This window comes from Burkholderia sp. MSMB0856 (assembly GCF_001524645.2).
Lineage (GTDB): Bacteria > Pseudomonadota > Gammaproteobacteria > Burkholderiales > Burkholderiaceae > Burkholderia > Burkholderia diffusa.
Genome location: NZ_CP013428.1, coordinates 1,711,975 through 1,728,850, shown reverse-complemented (window position 1 = coordinate 1,728,850; position 16,876 = coordinate 1,711,975). Strand labels below are relative to the sequence as shown.

The 16,876-nt window shown below is 67.4% G+C and carries 17 protein-coding genes; 9 read left to right on the top strand and 8 right to left on the bottom strand.

Translation table 11 applies throughout. The features are described from left to right. Positions 1-134: 134 nt before the first annotated feature. The 4 genes from WS87_RS25360 to WS87_RS25345 form a co-directional block, all read right to left on the bottom strand. Entirely contained in the window at positions 135-929 is a 795-nt protein-coding gene (locus WS87_RS25360; protein WP_059692142.1) for a lytic transglycosylase domain-containing protein, read from the bottom strand. After that, positions 926-1,600 carry a type III secretion system export apparatus subunit SctR gene (gene sctR / locus WS87_RS25355; RefSeq protein WP_044847619.1) on the bottom strand — a complete coding sequence of 225 codons (675 nt, stop codon included), beginning with the start codon at positions 1,598-1,600 and terminating at the stop codon, positions 926-928. The genes WS87_RS25360 and sctR overlap by 4 nt, the downstream gene beginning before the upstream one ends. A gap of 3 nt (positions 1,601-1,603) precedes the next feature. Beyond that, a complete protein-coding gene (sctQ, locus tag WS87_RS25350; RefSeq protein ID WP_059819411.1) occupies positions 1,604-2,776 on the bottom strand; it encodes a type III secretion system cytoplasmic ring protein SctQ in 1,173 nt (390 codons plus the stop codon). A 359-nt stretch (positions 2,777-3,135) separates the two neighbouring features. Further along, positions 3,136-3,534 carry a winged helix-turn-helix domain-containing protein gene (locus WS87_RS25345; RefSeq protein ID WP_059526731.1) on the bottom strand — a complete coding sequence of 133 codons (399 nt, stop codon included), beginning with the start codon at positions 3,532-3,534 and terminating at the stop codon, positions 3,136-3,138. 437 nt (positions 3,535-3,971) lie between these two features. On the opposite strand from WS87_RS25345, the gene WS87_RS25340 reads away from it, so the two are divergent. Further along, on the top strand, positions 3,972-5,174 hold the full coding sequence (locus tag WS87_RS25340; protein WP_059819410.1) for a Fic family protein: 1,203 nt from the start codon (positions 3,972-3,974) through the stop codon (positions 5,172-5,174). A gap of 98 nt (positions 5,175-5,272) precedes the next feature. Here the strand turns inward: WS87_RS25340 and WS87_RS25335 are convergent, their stop codons facing one another. After that, positions 5,273-7,483, bottom strand: coding sequence for a xanthine dehydrogenase family protein molybdopterin-binding subunit (locus tag WS87_RS25335; RefSeq protein ID WP_059819409.1), 2,211 nt, complete (start codon positions 7,481-7,483; stop codon positions 5,273-5,275). 2 nt (positions 7,484-7,485) lie between these two features. Beyond that, the gene (locus WS87_RS25330; RefSeq protein ID WP_059468378.1) at positions 7,486-7,947 is read right to left on the bottom strand and encodes a (2Fe-2S)-binding protein; all 462 of its coding nucleotides are present in this window, start codon (positions 7,945-7,947) and stop codon (positions 7,486-7,488) included. A 183-nt stretch (positions 7,948-8,130) separates the two neighbouring features. On the opposite strand from WS87_RS25330, the gene WS87_RS25325 reads away from it, so the two are divergent. After that, positions 8,131-9,057 (top strand): AraC family transcriptional regulator, encoded by a 927-nt coding sequence (locus WS87_RS25325; protein WP_059692145.1) that lies wholly within the window; start codon positions 8,131-8,133, stop codon positions 9,055-9,057. Between the two features lie 12 nt (positions 9,058-9,069). Here the strand turns inward: WS87_RS25325 and WS87_RS25320 are convergent, their stop codons facing one another. Then, positions 9,070-9,324, bottom strand: a complete 255-nt coding sequence (locus WS87_RS25320; RefSeq protein ID WP_059819408.1) for a hypothetical protein — start codon at positions 9,322-9,324, stop codon at positions 9,070-9,072. Here WS87_RS25320 and WS87_RS33725 point away from each other — a divergent pair. From WS87_RS33725 to WS87_RS25280, 7 genes are all read left to right on the top strand, one after another. Next, positions 9,323-9,487: a hypothetical protein gene (locus WS87_RS33725; RefSeq protein WP_159085706.1), complete on the top strand. Its 165-nt coding sequence runs from the start codon at positions 9,323-9,325 to the stop codon at positions 9,485-9,487. The two genes, WS87_RS25320 and WS87_RS33725, sit on opposite strands and share 2 nt — an antisense overlap. A gap of 1,478 nt (positions 9,488-10,965) precedes the next feature. Continuing rightward, positions 10,966-11,292, top strand: coding sequence for a hypothetical protein (locus tag WS87_RS25305; protein WP_059819692.1), 327 nt, complete (start codon positions 10,966-10,968; stop codon positions 11,290-11,292). Positions 11,293-11,403: 111 nt separating this feature from the next. Beyond that, entirely contained in the window at positions 11,404-11,994 is a 591-nt protein-coding gene (locus tag WS87_RS25300) for a hypothetical protein (protein ID WP_059526722.1), read from the top strand. A 75-nt stretch (positions 11,995-12,069) separates the two neighbouring features. Next, positions 12,070-12,351, top strand: coding sequence for a hypothetical protein (locus WS87_RS25295; RefSeq protein WP_082750668.1), 282 nt, complete (start codon positions 12,070-12,072; stop codon positions 12,349-12,351). 44 nt (positions 12,352-12,395) lie between these two features. Continuing rightward, the gene (locus WS87_RS25290; RefSeq protein ID WP_059819407.1) at positions 12,396-13,982 is read left to right on the top strand and encodes a hypothetical protein; all 1,587 of its coding nucleotides are present in this window, start codon (positions 12,396-12,398) and stop codon (positions 13,980-13,982) included. Between the two features lie 156 nt (positions 13,983-14,138). Beyond that, a complete protein-coding gene (locus WS87_RS25285) occupies positions 14,139-14,723 on the top strand; it encodes a hypothetical protein (protein WP_059819406.1) in 585 nt (194 codons plus the stop codon). Between the two features lie 112 nt (positions 14,724-14,835). After that, positions 14,836-16,257: a sigma-54 dependent transcriptional regulator gene (locus WS87_RS25280; RefSeq protein WP_059819405.1), complete on the top strand. Its 1,422-nt coding sequence runs from the start codon at positions 14,836-14,838 to the stop codon at positions 16,255-16,257. Between the two features lie 76 nt (positions 16,258-16,333). Here the strand turns inward: WS87_RS25280 and WS87_RS25275 are convergent, their stop codons facing one another. Next, on the bottom strand, positions 16,334-16,825 hold the full coding sequence (locus WS87_RS25275; RefSeq protein WP_059819404.1) for a hypothetical protein: 492 nt from the start codon (positions 16,823-16,825) through the stop codon (positions 16,334-16,336). Positions 16,826-16,876: the final 51 nt, after the last annotated feature.

Here is a 16,876-nt window from a genome sequence, read left to right as displayed (position 1 = left end):
GCCGTTTCGTAGCGCGGCGTGCCGGCCGCCGCGCGCGGCCACGGTGCGCTACGAGACGCGCGCAGCCCCGCGCCGGCGGCGTGCCCGGGGCTGCGCGGCCGATGTTCCCGCCCCGGAAAACGGGCCGCGCGCCGTTACTGGTCGAGGCACCGCACGCACAGCCGCTTCGCCTGGCTCGCCGACAATCCGCGACACATCATCACGACCGGTCGCGCATGGCACGACGGCGCGTCGGCGGAGGCCGCGGGCGACGCGAGCCTGCGCGCGCGCTCGGGCGGTGTGGTGGCGGCCGCGTCCATGCGCCGTTGTCGCGCGGGCGGCGGCATGTCGCGCACGACCGGAATCGGTTCGACGCCGCCTTCGCGTGCGTTGCGCTGCGCGCTCGCGACGACGCGGCTCACATAGCCGCTCGAGAACCCGGTCGTGAAGTTGCCGCTGTAGTAGCACGACAGCGCCGCGCGCAGCGCGGCCTGCGCGGGGCGGCCGGTGTTCGACGAGCGCGCGAAGCATTCGGTCAGGATCGCGCCGCCCGCCCGCAGGTTGCGGCACGGTTCGAACATCGTCGTGTCGTCGAGGCCGTATTTCGCGAAGTTTCGTTCGTTGACCTGAGCGAGGCCGACGCTGTAGCTGAAGCCGCGCGCGGCCAGCTCGCTTGCGGTCGCGCGTGCTTCGTCGAGCGACGCGGGCTGGCGCGTCAGATGGCCGCCGACCACGCCGATCGCATACGGATTGAAGCCGGATTCGGTGCGCACGAGCGCGGCGAGCGTGTCGGGATCGACGTTCGGCGCGCAGGCGCGCGCGAGCTGCGCGAAGCCCGCGGCGCTGCCCGCCGCGTGCGCGCCGCGCGGCTGCATGCCCGCGCATGCGAGCGTCAGCGCGAGCATCGCGCACAGGCTCGCGACGACGCCGCGCGGGCCGCGCGCGCTCATCCCGCCCCCGCCACGCGATACGACAGCACGAGCCCGTGCACGAGCAGCGACCAGCCGTCGAGCGCGACGAACAGCAGCAGCTTGAACGGCACCGAGATCGTCGTGGGCGAGATCATCTGCATGCCTAATGCGAGCAGGATGTTCGCGACCAGCAGGTCGACGACGATGAACACGATGTAGATCACGAAACCGATCTGGAATGCCTTCGTCAGCTCGGCGAGCGTGAAGCTCGGCACCAGCACGAGCAGGTCGTCGTCCTTGATGCCGTCCGCGCGGTTCTTCGGCCAGACCGACGTCGCGGTGCGCACGAAGAATTCGCGGTCGCGCTGCCGCGTGTGCGACACCAGGAAATCCTTGACCGGCGGCAGCGCGGCATCGGCGAGCGCGCCGATGTCGGCGGTCGACAATTGTCCCGATGCGTCGAAGTGGCGGGCTTGCAGCGCGTCGCGGATCGACATCCCGACCGGCGCCATGATGAACAACGACAGGATCAGCGCGATGCCGTTGAGCACGAGGTTCGGCGGCACCTGCTGGATCCCGAGCGCGGAGCGCAGCAGGCCGAGCACGACCACGAGCTTCGTGTAGCTCGTCACCATCAGCGCCGCGAACGGCGCGATGCCGAGCGCGGCGATCACCGCGATCAGCGCGACCGGATTCGGCAGGCTGCCCATCGTTCAGCGCTCGCGCGGCGCGGGCTGCGTCAGCGTGACGACGCGCACGCCGAGCTTCTGGCCGACCGCGATCAGATGGCCGGTGCCAATCAGCATCCCGTTCGCGACGAGATGGATCACGCTCTGGTTGATGCCTTGCTGCAGTTCGATCACCGCGCCGGGCTGCAGCGTGCCGAGTTCGCCGAGCGGGATCGACGTGGGCGGCAATTCGAAGCGTAGGTCGACCGCGAGGCCGTCGAGCGAGCGCGGCGCATCGTCGGGCGACGCATCGTGCGCGGTCGCGGTGGCGGGCGGGGTGTCGGTGCGGGTCGGTTCCAAAGGCATCTCCCTGATTCGTTCGACGGTCAGCCGGTTCCCCGACGGCCGTCCGGTGATCTCCCACGCCGGCGCGGCCGGCACCCTCGCCACGCACAGCAGGTTCTGCTCGTGCGCGCGCCAGCGCTCGATCGCGATGATGTCGCCGCTGACGACGTCGGCCAGCTCGGCCGTCGTCAGCTCGGTCCGGCCGATCTCGAATACCAGCGGCACCGGCAGGCTTGCATACGCGGCGCGCGTGTCGGGCCGCGCGGCCGCCGGCGCCGCGAAGAACACCGCGAGCGCGTCCGGCGCATCGAACAGCAGCGCGCCGTGGCAGCGCCATGCGCCGTCGGCGCGACGCAGTTCGAAGCGCAGCGCGGCCGGCGCGGTGCGCCATGCGGGCACGCTCGCCGGCGGCGGCAGCAGTTCCACGCGCTGCCGTGTCGCGGCCTGCAGCACGGCCGCGAGCGGCGCGGCGAGGTCGGCGAGCAGCGCCGCGCGGATCACGGCCGGCACGGCCGGGTCGGCCGCGTCGCCGAGCCATGCGCTTTCCGCGACCGGATCGATCCACAGCGTGCCGGCGGCCGGGCCGATGACGAAGCGGTACGCGTGCGCGTCGGCGGCCGGTTCGGCGTCGACGCGCCAGCGCACCTCGTACGCGTGTTCGCCGAGCGTGACCGGGACCGCGCCCGTGGCGCCGTACGCATGCGACAGCCCGCGCGCGGCGGCGGCGGACAGGCGCGGCAGCCACGGCGACGCGTCGAGCGCGACCGGCGGGGGCGGGATGGCGGGCGCCGCGGCGGGCGGGGTGGCAGCGGCGGGCGAGGCCCGGTTCGCGGCGTCGCCGGCGTCGGCATTCGTCAGGGACAGCGCAGGCACGGCGGGATCGGGGCGGATTCGGCGTTGGTTCGACGGGTTGTTGTGGCCGGCGGCGCAGGGGGCGCGCGGCTGCTGCGTCGATTGTAGGGACGGCGCCGGCCGCGTGCCGCGCCGGAATCCGTAGTCGCGCGCATCCGCCGGCCGCGCGGGCGGCGGCGAGCTACGAAGCCTGCTGCGCGGCGGCGTGGCCGCGTGCGGCGCGTCGCGCGCACAAAGGCAACCGCCGCCCGGAGGCGGCGGTCGTGGCGCGGCGGGGCACGTGTGCCGGGCCGCGCGGCGCCGCACGGCGGATGTGCGGCGCGGTGGGGAGTCTTGCCGGCGCGCCGCGCAGTGGCGGCGCGCGGGTGAGCCGTGACGCGTTACGCGTAGTCGGCAGCCAGCGCCTGCTGCGGCGCGGCGCGCAGGATCGGCGCCGCGTCGTGGCGCTCGACGTGCGTCATGGCCGCGCCGAACAGCACCAGCCGATAACCGACCGCATAAATCGGGATGATCCGCAGGTTCTTGTCGTGATCGAGCTGCAGCTTCGAACGGATGCGCGAGATGTGGGTGTCGAGCGTGCGCGACGACACGCCGAGCTCGCGGCCCCAGACCGCTTCCTGGATCGCTTGCCGCGGCACGATCTTGTTCATGTTGTCGAGCAGGAATTCGACGACGTCGAATTCACGCGGCGTGACGTCGACGACTTTGTTGTCGATTTCGATCGTGCGGCGCACGAAGTTGATTTTTATATTGTCGATGTACAGGTATTTGCAATCCATGTTGGCCCTCGCATGTCCGTAAAGGAGTGTTTGCGGGTCATGTACCGCAACTTCCGGGCCAGGGATGGTCCGTCGGGCGTCGACGGGGGGCGGGGGCGGGGCTGGCGGCGCGCCGGCCTTGAATCTAAAAGAATTTTTAACGCGGGATGCGCGGCGCGCTTCGGAAGGGTCGGAGCAACATTGAAGGATTGTTACGTAGCATCCGGGGGGAACGTTACGGGCGTTACGGGCGGTGTTACGTGGGGGGAATGGGCCAACGGCAGGCGACGCGTTCGCGCAGCATTGGCGCAAAATCGAGCAAAATCAACTCTACATCGAACCCTACATCAAACCAAACAAAGAATCATTGAAAACGCATATAAATCATGGATATAAGTCGCTATAATCGGCGACATGAAACCCTACATTCAACCCGACATGGAACCTTCCGGCGAAGCATGACAACCGTTGCCACCTTCGAACCGCTGTTTCCCGAGGACCGTGTCCTCGATCCGCTGCTTGATCAGGCCGGCCAACTCGTCGATTCGTCGCAACGGTTGCTCGCGGTCAGGGATACGCCATTGGCACGCGCGCTCGTTCCGCAGTTGCGCGCAATGAATTCGTACTATACGAACAAGATCGAAGGTCAGCATACGACCCCCGCCAAGATCGAGGCCGCGCTTCATCGGGATTACTCGACCGATATCGTCGAGCGCAAGAAGCAGCGCTTCGCGGTCGCTCATATCGCAACGGAAGCCGCGTTCGAGGAAGAATGGGGCGGCCTTCCGCTCGCCGCGCTGTTTGAGCCTGCGCGCATTTCCGCCATCCACGAGCGGTTCTTTTCGTGTCTTCCTGCAGATGAGCGAATCACCGACGATGGTCAAATCGTTGTTCCGGGCGAGCTTCGGCGCTCCGATGTGACGGTCGGGCGTCATCTGGCACCGGAGCCCGAGATGATCGAGCCGCTGCTTCAGGCCTGGGCGACGCGTTACGCCCGTATCCGCGCGAGGGAGTATCAAGTGATCGGGATCGCTTGCTCGCATCATCGCCTGGCGTGGGTGCATCCGTTCATGGACGGTAACGGCAGGGTTGCGCGTCTGCATTCGCATCTTGGACTGCGCGCTGCCGATCTCACCCACGGGCTGTGGTCACCGCTTCGCGGATTGGCGCGCGAGCATGAGCAGTATTACGCGAAGCTGAGCGAAGCCGATCAGTCCCGGCGCAATGATCTGGACGGTCGGGGCAATCTGTCTCAGGAAGGGCTCGTCAGATTCGCGCGGTTCTTTCTGGCCTGTTGCGAGGATCAGGTCGGATTCATGGTGCGTATGACGGAATTCGACGGAGTCACCGGACGCATGCTCGATCTATTGCGGTACCTCGAATTCAATCCATGGAGCATCCGTTCGGAAAAGTCCGTCATCAAGGCGGAAGCCGCTGCGCTGGCCATGGAATTCGTCGCACTGCGTCGCGCCGTCACGCGCGCGGAATTCACGCAGATGCTGGGGGTCAGTGACGTGCTGGGACGCCGTATCGTTCGATCGCTGCTCGATTTCGGGCTTCTGACTTCTCCTTCGCACCGCGGTGAGCTTTCCTTCGGGCTGCCGCTGGCGGCACTGCGATTTCTTTTCCCCAGGCTTTGGCCGGAAGTCGAACAGGAGTGATCGGTCCGGCGTGATCGTGTCGCGTGCCGCAGGTGCCAGCGCAATAAAGAACCGGCCGCGCGACACTCCCGCCGCGCGGCCGGCGTTTCACTTGCCCGTCAAGCCTTCGCCGTATCGCCCGAATCGAACGGCAGCACGTAATGCCGCTTGCCGGTCGCGGCGAAGATCGCGTTGGCGACCGCCGGGCCCACCGGCGCGACACCCGGCTCGCCGACGCCGGTCGGCGCCTCGGCCGACGGCACGATGTGCACCTCGACCTTCGGCATCTCCGCCATCCGCAGCACGTGATAGCCGTCGAAGTTGCGCTGCTCGACCTGGCCGTCCTTCAGCGTGATCGCGCTGTGCAGCGCCGCGCCGAGCCCGAAGCCGATGCCGCCTTCCATCTGCGCGGCGACGATGTCGGGGTTGATCGCGATCCCGCAGTCGACCGCGCACACCACGCGGTCGACCTTCACCTTGCCGTCGGCGTCGACCGACACTTCCGCGACCTGCGCGACATAGCTCTTGAACGCCTCGGCCACCGCGATCCCGCGCCCGCGGCCCTTCGGCAGCGGCTTCGCCGGATCCCAGCCGGCCTTCTGCGCGGCCAGCTCGAGCACGGCGCGCATCCGCGGCTCCTTCTCGAGGAGGTCGCGGCGGAACAGGTACGGATCCTTGCCGGCCGCGTGCGCGGCTTCGTCGATGAACGCCTCGACCGCGTAGGCGGTGTGCGAGCTGCCGACCACGCGCCACCACAGCACGGGCAGGCCGACCTTGGTGGTCGTGAGTTCGACCGATACGTTCGGCACCGCGTACGGCAGGTTCGCCGCGCCCTCGACCGACGTCGCGTCGATCCCGTTCTTGACCATGAACGCTTCGAACGGCGTGCCGGCGAGGATCGACTGGCCGACGATCCGGTGGCGCCAGCCGACCAGCTTGCCGTCCGCGGTCAGCCCCGCGTCGAGCTTGTGGAAGTACATCGGGCGATAGAAGCCGCCCTGGATGTCGTCCTCGCGCGTCCACTGCAGCTTGACCGGCTTGCCGTCCGCGCCGAGCGCCTTCGCGATCGACACGGCCTCGACCACGTAGTCCGACCACGCGTTCGCGCGCCGGCCGAAGCTGCCGCCCGCGTACAGCGTGTGGATCTGCACCTGCTCGGGCTTCAGGCCCGCGACCCGGGCGGCGTTGCCCTGGTCGACCGTCTGGAACTGGTCGCCGGCCCAGATCTCGCAGCTGTTCGCGGTCAGCTTGACGACCGCGTCGAGCGGCTCCATCGGCGCGTGCGCGAGATACGGGAATTCGTACGTCGCGCTGACCTTGCGCGCGGCACCCGCGATCGCCGCGTCGGCATCGCCGTCCTTGCGCGCCGACGCGCCGGGTTTCGCCGCGAGCTGCCGGTACTCGCGCATGATCTCCGCCGACCCGCGCTTCTCGGCGTTCGTTTCGTCCCAGTCGATCTTCAGCGCGTCGCGGCCCTGTTTCGCGGCCCAGAAGCCGGTCGCGACGACCGCCACGCCGCCCGGCACCTGCACGACCGACACCACGCCCGGCACGGCCTTCGCGGCCGTCGCGTCGAACGACTTGACCGTCGCGCCGAAGCGCGGCGGGCGCTGCAGCAGCGCGACGCGCATGCCGGGGAAGGTCGTGTCGAGCGTGAAATGCGCGGTGCCGTTCGACTTGGCCGACCCGTCCACGCGCGGAATGCGATGGCCGATCAGCTTGAAGTCGGCCGGCTGCTTCAGCGTGACCTTGTCGGGCACCGGCAGTTTCGATGCGTCGGCGACCAGCGTGCCGTAGGCGGCCGTCTTGCCGCTCTTCGCGTGCGTGACGACGCCGTCGGCGGTGGTCAGCTCGCCGGCCGGCACCTTCCAGCGCGCCGCCGCGGCCGACACGAGCATCGCGCGGGCCTTGCCGCCCGCTTCGCGCAGTTGCTGCCACGAGTTCGACATGGCCGAGCTGCCGCCCGTGCCCTGCATCGTGCCGAACGCGAGGTTCGCGTAGCGTTTCGCGTCGGCCGGCGCGCTTTCGACGCGTACGCTCGACCAGTTGGCGTCGAGCTCGTCGGCGACGATCGTCGCGATGCCCGTGTACGCACCCTGGCCCATTTCAACGTGTTTCGCGATGACGGTGACCGCGCCGTCGGGCGTGATGCGCAGGAATGCGTTCGGCGCGAAGTCGGCGGCGGGGGCCGTCGCGGCGAGCGCGCGGCGGCCGAGGCCGGCCCATTCGAAACCGATCGTCAGGCTGACGGCGGCCGCGGCGCCCGCGGCCTTCAGAAACGTGCGGCGCGACGGCCGTACCGAATCGCGATTGTCGAGTTCGATCGTCATGGTCAGGCTCCCAGCGTCGCGGCCGCGTCGTGGATCGCGGCCCGGATGCGGGCGTAGGTCGCACAGCGGCAGATGTTGCCGTTCATCGCGGCGTCGATGTCCGCGTCGGTCGGCTTCGGGTTCTGTTCGAGCAAGGCGGTGGCCGACATGATCTGGCCGGACTGGCAATAGCCGCACTGCGGCACCTGCAGCTTCACCCAGGCGGCCTGCACGGCCTGCGCGGGCTTGCTCTGCAGGCCTTCGATCGTGGTGACGTGCTTGCCCGCGATGCCGGCGAGCGGCAGCACGCACGAGCGCACCGCCTGGCCTTCGAGATGGACGGTGCACGCGCCGCACTGCGCCATGCCGCAGCCGAACTTCGTGCCGGTCAGTCCCGCGTGCTCGCGGATCGCCCAGAGGACGGGCATCGACGGATCGGCGTCGAGCGTAACGTTCTTGCCGTTGAGGACAAACGAGGTAGGCATATTGGTATGTCTCCATGGGGAAAACCCGGCATGCGCCCGGTTAGCGGGCAGTGTGCGCGAGCGCGCGTTTTTTGCGTCTACCCAATCCTGCAAATTTATTGAACAATCCTGCAAATCCCCGGCGCGGCGGCGAGCGATTCGCTATGCTCGCGCGATTCAGGGAAACGAAGCGAGGAACCCGTCATGGACATGACCGATATCGCGGCGTCGCGCGAATCCGGGCGGCGCGAACTGGCATCGCTGATCGCCCGCTTCGCGCCGACCGACGGCTCCCACTCGACGGCCGTGCCGGCGCTGATGCTGCACCGGCACGGGCATCCGGTCGATCTCGGCTGCGGCGTGTCGCGCGCCGCGCTCGTGATCGCCGCGCAGGGCGCGAAGCGTGTGATCGTGGGCGGCCAGGCTTACGAATACGACACGCGGAACTGCCTGATTGCGTCGATCGACTTGCCGATTCTCTCGCGCGTCACGCAGGCGTCGCCGGACGCGCCTTACCTGTGCCTGTCGCTCACGCTCGATCCGCAGCGCATCGTCGAACTCGCGGCCGAGATGCGGCTGCCGGAGCCGGATGCCGGCCCCGAAGGCGAGGGCATCGCGCTTGCCGAGCTGACGCCGCCGCTGTTCGATGCCGCGCTGCGGCTGTTGCGGCTGCTCGATACGCCGGCCGACATTCCGGTGGTCGCGCCGCTGATCGAAAAGGAGCTGCTGTACCGGCTGATGACGAGCGGGCAGGGCACGCGGCTGCGGCACATGGCCGTCGCCGGCAGCCAGACGCACCGGATCGCACGCGCGATCGAATGGATCCGCGATCACTACGCGGAGCCGATGCGCGTCGACACGCTCGCGCAGGCGGTCAACATGAGCGTGTCGTCGCTACACCATCACTTCAAGCACGTGACTACGCTGAGCCCGCTGCAGTATCAGAAGCAACTGCGGCTGCACGAAGCGCGGCGGCTATTGCTGCGGCAGGGCGGCGACGTCGGGTCCGTGGCCGCGACCGTCGGCTATGAAAGCGCGTCGCAGTTCAGCCGCGAATACAGCCGGCTGTTCGGCGCGCCGCCGATGCGCGACGTCGTGCATCTGCGCAAGAAGGAATTGCTCGGCACATAGCGGTGGCGCGGTTCATTTCGATTGCATCGCGCGTGGCTTCGTCGCGCGCTGCGCGGCGTGCCGAATCGGGACGACATTCAAGCGTCGTGCCAGGGTTGCCGCATGCGGATGCGAGGGAGCAGCGGACGGCGCTGCCACGGCGCGCACGAACTTCTGTTTCACGCATGTATCCGTGGATTGCGCGAACCGGTGTGAAAACTGCCGGCAGCATTCGAACCGGCCGGTCGAAACGCGCAAAAAAGTCGCGCCGTCACGAATGTTCAGCATGAATCACGCTTTGCACGAATATGTTTCAGCGATGAGATTCGCGGCCGATATCGCATCGGAAATGTTTCTCGCGCGCATCGTGCGTCGTTATCCGGCGATTGGCGCGCGGCGGTTATTGACATCGAATGTCGCCGAATTGAATGACGCCAGTAAAAATGGATAAAGGGTGTTGAAGGGTTCGTGCGGCGCATGCTGTCATCTTTTCCGATATGCCGGCAGCGCGAACGCCATGTCGGCCTGCACCGCAATTGTCGTCTTTTGCCGCGCGTTCACATTGTCGGTCGACGCTTGATCCCGTCGGTATTTTCACGGATGAATCAATTGCGTTTCGCGGCGGCCGGCGTGCACAGCCGGAAGCTTGGCGATATCCGCCGTGCAGGCTCCGCTGCATCGGGTGCCGCGCGTTTCGATTCGTCGTTTATCAGGTATGCGAACGCTGTCGAACGGGCCGCAGCAAGCGGTTTGGCAGGGCCGATGTGCGGATCGGCACGCAATGTGCGACCCCGCACTTCTCAAGTATGAAACACCCGTTCGTCACCCCCTTGCGCGAGGCCCCGCGGGTCGCATTCGTCCGCCTTTTCCGGCATTGCTTCGCGGCATTCAATGATCGGCGCAAGCCGCCCACGGTTGTCGCGATACATTCCTGAAACAAAAAATGCGATTCCCGGCGAAATGGCCGGGCTTCGCGGACGGTACGCGTCAAGCAACCGTCGGTGGAATCACGCATGGCATGCCGCTTGCGACATTGGACGCACCGGCGAGCGGTCGACCTGATGCGACAAAGATGGGGGGCGACGCGTTCGTCAATAAGCAGTCGGGGAAATAGAGATGAAGACCAGAAGCAGTCATTCGTTCCGCGCATTCCTTGCGCATCCGTGGGGTAGTCGGACAGCTCGGAGTACGGCTCGCGATGCAGTGCCAGCCTCGCGGGTTCGTCGCCGGTTTCCCGGCATCCGCGTGTCGCACGTGCTGGAACGCCTGTCGTTCCGCATGACGACCGGCCGACAGCGGTGCTCCCTTTCATTCAGCGCGTCCGGGTGGACCGGGCTGTTCGTGCCGGACAGCTTGACCCCGACTCGACTCCGACCGTGCAGGGCCGTATCGAGTGCGCCGGGCAAATACCGGCGCTCGCCGGACTCGCTCGAATATCCGACGGCCGGATGACCCGGAAGATCATTGACTGGTAGCTCAGGGAGAGGCGATGCCGACAGACCGTCATGCAGGCCCGTTATCGCCACGATGACGTGCATGTTTTGGATGGCGCTGCATTTTCGGTACTTAACCATTTTCACGCATTTTCGATCGCTGAAGCGAATGCCGTGTGCCGGTGTGTCGCGGGAGCGGATTTCGAAAAAACCAGATCTGGATTTCGAATGCCTGCATTCGGGTGCGTGAAGCGATTTGTTTTCTGATTTTTAAAAATCGATATGAGATATCGAGAATTCCTATAAAAAATTCGTAAAACTAAAAAATACTAACCTGAACTTCGACTGGCCAAAAGTTACGTGGTCTCGGATTCGAGATGAATCGTTGCTTTGTGATTGGATAGTGATCCTTATTTTTAGGGATTGCTCGAGGCAGGGAAGTTGAAGGCGTGCAGCTTTCCTCGCTTGTTCCGTCCACGCCGTTATGGAGTCGACCATGAAGAAGCTTCTGATTGCAGCAGCAGTGATGGCGGTTTCGGGTGCAGCGTTCGCAGCGAGCGGCACGACCTCCACCAGCAACTCGTCGAGCGGTGGCCAGACGATGGCCGGTGTCGTCGGGTTCGGTCACTTCACCGCGACCGATTCGGGCGCAGCGCTCGGCGCCGCCGGTGCAACGGCCGGTGGCGGCGCGAGCAGCTCGATCTCGTACACGAACCACATCAACACGTCGACGGTGAGCGGCTTCGGCTTCGGCGGCGCACAAGCTGGCGGTTCCAGCGGCGCGAACGCCGGTTCGACCGGCTGGACGATGTATCACTACTAAGCCGCGGCGCATAGCGTTCGTCATGGACAGGTGGCACGGATGCCGGGTTTCGTCCCGCGAGGGCGGACCCGGCGACCCGGCCACCGAACTTCCTCACAGCAAGGAATTGCTATGAAAGCCAACGTCATTTTAGCGACAGCGCTCACCGTCCTATCGTCAGCCGTGCTGGCGGCAGGTCCGACGACATTCAACCAGACGCAATCCGTCGCGGCAGGCGTCTCCGGTTCGGTGCTGGTCGGTACCGGCAGCTACACGAGCAACTCGACCTCGGTGGCGGGCGCGAACGCCGGAAGTACCGTGACACCCGCCGGCTCCATCGGCACGGCATCCGCCTATCACGACTCGACTTCGACGGCCAGCGGCTGGGGCACGAACGGAGGCGCGTTCGCGGCAGGCGGCGGTATCGGTGCCGCAGGCTCGTTCGGTGGAACCGGCAACACGAGCGAGAACGCCAATGCGCTGTCGGGAGGGGTGACCGCCACGATCGTACTCGGCGCGAACCACTACACGGCAACCGGCGCGAACGACAACGGCATTGCCAACGCAGGTGCCGCCGGCATGGCGGGCAGTGGGTGGTCGGGAACGGTCGCGGGCTCGAACCACTTCAACTCGTCGACGGTATGGGGCACCGGTCCGGCCGGATCGCCGTTCGCATCGGGCGGCAGCCAGGGCAGTTCCGGCGCGACCGCCGGAAGTCCCTGATCCGGGTGTCGGGGGGCCAGCTTCCCTACGACGCTGGTCTCTTTCCTCGCCTTGTTGTCACCGTAAGGAGTTGGCATGAAGCAGAAACTGATTGCCGCCGCTCTGATGCTCGCGTCTCTGACGGCGTATGGCGCTGACCGTGCTGCCGACGACGTGCAATCGAATGTGCAAACGTCAAACAACCCTGACCAGACAACCAAACCGTCACAACAACACACGCTTTCGTCGGGCAGTGCCATCGGCGCATCGGCGGCCCCGCAATGGCCGGGCATGTCGGGCGGTTCATGGTCCCAGCTGGGCAGTGGCTGGAAGCAGTTCGGGGAAGCAGGCAAAACTGAAGGAATTCAGGGGAATTAATACGGTTGCCTGGGTGGGAGGTCAAACCACGTCCGGAGATTGAAATGAACAGCAACAAGATCAGGGTGGCATGTGCGGCGATGTTCGCGATGGCCACGATCGGTGCCCAAGCGCAGACCGCCGACTCGACTTCAAGCGCGCAGTCCTCGACGTCGTCGACGGCGATCAGCCAGGGCGGTGGCTCGAGCATGAACACGAACACCACGAGTTCGCGCGGCGGGAGCGCCACCAGCAGCAGCGGGGTGCGTGGCAGCGGCAATTCGAGCGTGCAGGTGAACTTGAACTTGCCTTCTTCCACGAGCGGCGGCTCGAACGTGACACCGCAGAGCGTGAGCTCGCTCCAGTCGGCGGGCTCGCCGGGGACTAATCCGTTCAACACCCAGACGTCGGAAAACGTCAACTACTCGGGTACCCAGACGATCAAGACGAACCCCGCGATCCAGGCGCCGGGTCTCACGACCACGCTGTCCGATACCTGCATGGGCTCGGTGAGCGTCGGCGTGTCGTTTCCGGGCTTCGGCGCGACGGGCGGCACGACCCTGGTCGACCAGGCATGCGTGCGTCGTCTCGACGCGCGTGAATTCCGCGCGATGGGGCTGACCGACGTCGCGCTCGCGCTGCTTTGCCAGAGCGATGCGAACCGGCGTGCGGTGGAAGCGACCGGTCACCTGTGCCCGGGCACGACCGCGCCGCTCGCGCGCTCGAACGTGGCGCCCGCCGTCGAAGCGACCGTGGCCGACGACGTGAAGTATCGCGATCCGATCGTGCGCAGCCGCATGGGCCTGCCGCCGCTGGACGCCGCCGCGCCCGTGCAGACGCGCCCGGTGGCGACGACCGCGGTCCAGGCGGCGCCGATCCCGGTGTCGGTGCCCGCGCCGTCGATCGCCGCGCCGGCCGTCGGCGCGGTGCCTGCCGCAGCACAGGCGGCCGCCGTGAAGGCGACGCAAGCGGCTGCCGTCGTGCCTGCCGCCGTTGCCGCACCGGTTGCGGCGGCAGCACCGGCCGTGAGTGCCGCGCCTGCCGTTGCACCTGCCATGAGCGCTGCACCTGCCGTTGCACCGGCCGCGGTGAGTGCGGTGCCGGCTGCCGCCATCGTTGCGGCGCCGGCGGTTGCCGACAAGGCGCCGGCACCCGCGCCGGCCGCAACCGACACCACGGCGCAAGCCGCGGCGACGCCTGCGGTCGATACGAAGGCGCCGGAGCAACCCGCGCCGACGATTGCCGACAAGGCGCCGGAACCTGCACCGTCTGCAACCGACACCGCCGCGCAAGCCGCGGCAGCGCCCGCCGCCGACACGAAGACGCCGGACATCGCACAATCCGGACCGGCGGCGACCGACGCCGCATCGCGGACCGCGGACGCCGCAACGCCCGCGCCCGCAGCCGATGCGAAGGCCGCCGAACCGGCATCGCAGGCAGCAGCCGAGGCGCCCGCACCGGAAGCCGCGCAGCCCGCCGCAGCGGCCGCTGCCGACGCGCCGGCCGCCGATGCGAAGGCGACGGACGCGGTCGAATCCGCTGCCACGCCCGCACCGTCCGCCGACGTGCCGGCCACGGTTGACCAGCAGGCCGCCCCGGCCGCGCCGGTGATGCCGGTGCCGACCGTCATCTCGACGAGCACGTCGTCGTAAGCATGCGGACAAGGCGCCCGTGCGATCGGCATGCCGGTCGCACGGGCGCCGCCGGGATCCGCGACGCGACGCACGTCGCAAGTTTGACGGGTGTTGGTCCCTTCCCCGAGGTCAACACCTCTTTTTGCCTGACGAGGGTACAAGGAGGCCTCAATCATGAGGATCTTTTTGGTCGCGCTGCTGCTGGTCGGCACACAAGCCGCCGCGCAGTCGGTTTTCCAGAACCCTGCGGTCTTTGTCATCCTGAGCGAGCAGACCCTCGCGAATGCCGCGAGCGTCCAGCAGGCGCTGACGACGCTCGGCCGCCCGGACAACACGGCATGCGTGCCGATGATGATGGTCGGCGATCCGCAGATGATCTACATGATGCCGGCGGAGGGGCACGCACCGTCGTGGCAATCGCCGGTGTACGGTCGTGGCGCGCCGTTCGACGCGCAGAACGGGCCGACGCCGACCGGCAAGACGATCGGCGCGATGCAGCACGCGGAGGACATGCAGACGCAGCCGTGGAGCGACAGCAGCGCGATCACGCAGAAGATCGCCGGCGAGTCGAGCGTGTCGGCGTCGGCGCGGGTCAGCGACTGGCAGCGCAAAGGGCTGAACACGATCGAGACGGCGCCTGCGACGGCAGTGACGGTGAACGGCAAGACCTACCGTGCTTATCGCGAGGACCTCAACCAGGCCGCGAGGCCCGTCGTCGAACCGCAGATCTACATGCAGCGCGTCGTGTTCTGCCGATGACGAAACTTTCCCGAGCGGACATGCAGGCAGCGTCGCGCGTGGGCAGGGAGGCCTGCCGCGCATCGTTTCGCGCCGCCCGTTCCGCCAGACAACCCCATGCGGCGAGGCCATCGTGAACCATTGCTGCCCGATCAGACTGTCAGGCCCGCAGGAGGGTGAGCGGGCGCCGTGCACGCCACCGTTCGTCGCGGTCCGGCGTCACCATGGCGTGCCGTCACGCCCGCTCGTGTATCTGTCGCCGTGTCCCGATGCGGGGCTCGTCGACTGTCTCGCGTCGCGCGGCTGGGACGTGTGGCGCGCGAAATCCGTTGCGGACGCACTCAATCTCGTGAAGGCGAACCGCCTGCATGCGGGCATCGTCGATTTCGACGATTTCGCGTCGCCCGACGTTGCGTCGTTCGAGGCGCTGCTGCGCGATCCGCGGATCGGCTGGGTCGCGATCGCCGACGACGAGCGACTGCGCGACGCCACCATCGCGCGACTGATCCGCCAGTGCTGCTTCGGCTATGCCCGCGATGCGACGGCCGATACGACGATCGGTTATCTCGTCGGCCATGCGTACGGGATGCTGAAACTGGCGGAAGGCGATCCGGCCGTCGACGCCGCGCCGCCCGGCGGTACGATGATCGGCGCATGCGACGCGATGCGCCGTCTGTTCGCGACGATCCGCAAGGTCGCGAACACCGAGGCCACCGTGTTCATCGCCGGCGAATCCGGCACCGGCAAGGAGTTGACCGCGTCGGCGATCCATCAGCATTCGTCGCGCGCCGACGCGCCGTTCGTCGCCGTGAATTGCGCGGCGATTCCGACGACGCTGCTGCAGGCCGAGCTGTTCGGTCATGAGCGCGGCGCGTTCACCGGCGCGCATCAGCGCAAGATCGGCCGCATCGAGTCCGCGCACGGCGGCACGCTGTTCCTCGATGAAATCGGCGACATGCCGTTCGAGAGCCAGGCGAGCCTGCTGCGGTTCCTGCAGGAGGGCAAGATCGAGCGGCTCGGCGGACACACGTCGATTCCGGTGGATGTGCGGATCGTGTCCGCGACCCACGTCGATCTCGAGGCCGCGATGCAGGCGGGACGGTTCCGTGCGGACCTGTATTACCGGCTGTGCGTGCTGCGCATCGACGAGCCGCCGCTGCGCGCGCGCGGCCGCGACATCATGCTGCTCGCCGATCACATCTTGCGGCGCTATCGCGGCGACAGCGCGCACCGGATTCGCGGCTTCATGCCGTGCGCGATCGAGGCGATCCACAACTATGCATGGCCCGGCAACGTGCGCGAACTGATCAACCGGATCCGCTTCGCGGTCGTGATGACGAATGGCCCGCTGATCTCGGCCGTCGATCTCGAACTGAACCAGTACACGTCGCACCGGCCGCCGACGCTCGCGGAATTACGCCGCCAGGCCGAGCGGCGCACGATCGAGGAAACGCTGTTGCGGCATCGGCGCCAGCATGCCGACGTGGCGGCGGAACTCGGCGTCTCGCGCGCGACGCTGTACCGCCTGATGACCGCGCACGGCCTGCACGGCTGACGCGGATTGAGCGGGTAGCGCGGATTGCGCACGCGCGGACAGGTGGCCGGCATCGCGCGGGCGCCGGCCCGTGGCGTCAGGCCGGCCGTTCGAAGCCCGATTCGACCCAGCGTGCGGCACTGGCCTTGTTGAGCTTGAACCCGGCGGAGACCTTCGCGTCGGCCAGCAGCTCGCCGTACGGGTCGAACGCCTTCAGTTGCGCATACGGCTCGAACTCGTCCGGCACGATGTCGAGCGTGACCGATACATCCTGTCCGTCGTCGTCCTGCACTGTCACTTCCTTGTGCAGCATCGCACGGCGTTGCTGCTCGTGTCGCATCAACACCTCGGTCGCGGTCTTCACCAGCGTGCGGAACGCGTTCGCGTCCATCGGCTTCGGATTCTTCTTGTCGCGACCCATCGTCCACGGGCCGACGAGCGCGGGCTCGGCTTCACCGTCCTTGATCATCTCGACGGCCCAGCCGTCGTCGTCCTCATTCTTGATGATGCGGGCCGTCCAGCCGTTGTCGCGCCAGAGGCCGCCTTCGTGGATGGTGGTGTCGTCGGATTGCAGATCGGATTCGGTCATGGGGGAAGCGGGAGTACGGGCAGCCGGCGAACGGGCGGGCGCGCGGCCGGG

Coding starts and splice junctions, on each gene's coding strand:
- WS87_RS33725 (WP_159085706.1), top strand. CDS start 9,323: ATGAATCACGCTTTGCACGAATATGTTTCAGCGATGAGATTCGCGGCC.
- sctR (WP_044847619.1), bottom strand. CDS start 1,600: ATGGGCAGCCTGCCGAATCCGGTCGCGCTGATCGCGGTGATCGCCGCG.
- WS87_RS25300 (WP_059526722.1), top strand. CDS start 11,404: ATGAAAGCCAACGTCATTTTAGCGACAGCGCTCACCGTCCTATCGTCA.
- WS87_RS25345 (WP_059526731.1), bottom strand. CDS start 3,534: ATGGATTGCAAATACCTGTACATCGACAATATAAAAATCAACTTCGTG.
- WS87_RS25285 (WP_059819406.1), top strand. CDS start 14,139: ATGAGGATCTTTTTGGTCGCGCTGCTGCTGGTCGGCACACAAGCCGCC.
- WS87_RS25335 (WP_059819409.1), bottom strand. CDS start 7,483: ATGACGATCGAACTCGACAATCGCGATTCGGTACGGCCGTCGCGCCGC.
- WS87_RS25290 (WP_059819407.1), top strand. CDS start 12,396: ATGAACAGCAACAAGATCAGGGTGGCATGTGCGGCGATGTTCGCGATG.
- WS87_RS25320 (WP_059819408.1), bottom strand. CDS start 9,324: ATGCTGAACATTCGTGACGGCGCGACTTTTTTGCGCGTTTCGACCGGC.
- WS87_RS25325 (WP_059692145.1), top strand. CDS start 8,131: ATGGACATGACCGATATCGCGGCGTCGCGCGAATCCGGGCGGCGCGAA.
- WS87_RS25330 (WP_059468378.1), bottom strand. CDS start 7,947: ATGCCTACCTCGTTTGTCCTCAACGGCAAGAACGTTACGCTCGACGCC.
- WS87_RS25305 (WP_059819692.1), top strand. CDS start 10,966: ATGAAGAAGCTTCTGATTGCAGCAGCAGTGATGGCGGTTTCGGGTGCA.
- WS87_RS25340 (WP_059819410.1), top strand. CDS start 3,972: ATGACAACCGTTGCCACCTTCGAACCGCTGTTTCCCGAGGACCGTGTC.
- WS87_RS25360 (WP_059692142.1), bottom strand. CDS start 929: ATGAGCGCGCGCGGCCCGCGCGGCGTCGTCGCGAGCCTGTGCGCGATG.
- WS87_RS25275 (WP_059819404.1), bottom strand. CDS start 16,825: ATGACCGAATCCGATCTGCAATCCGACGACACCACCATCCACGAAGGC.
- WS87_RS25295 (WP_082750668.1), top strand. CDS start 12,070: ATGAAGCAGAAACTGATTGCCGCCGCTCTGATGCTCGCGTCTCTGACG.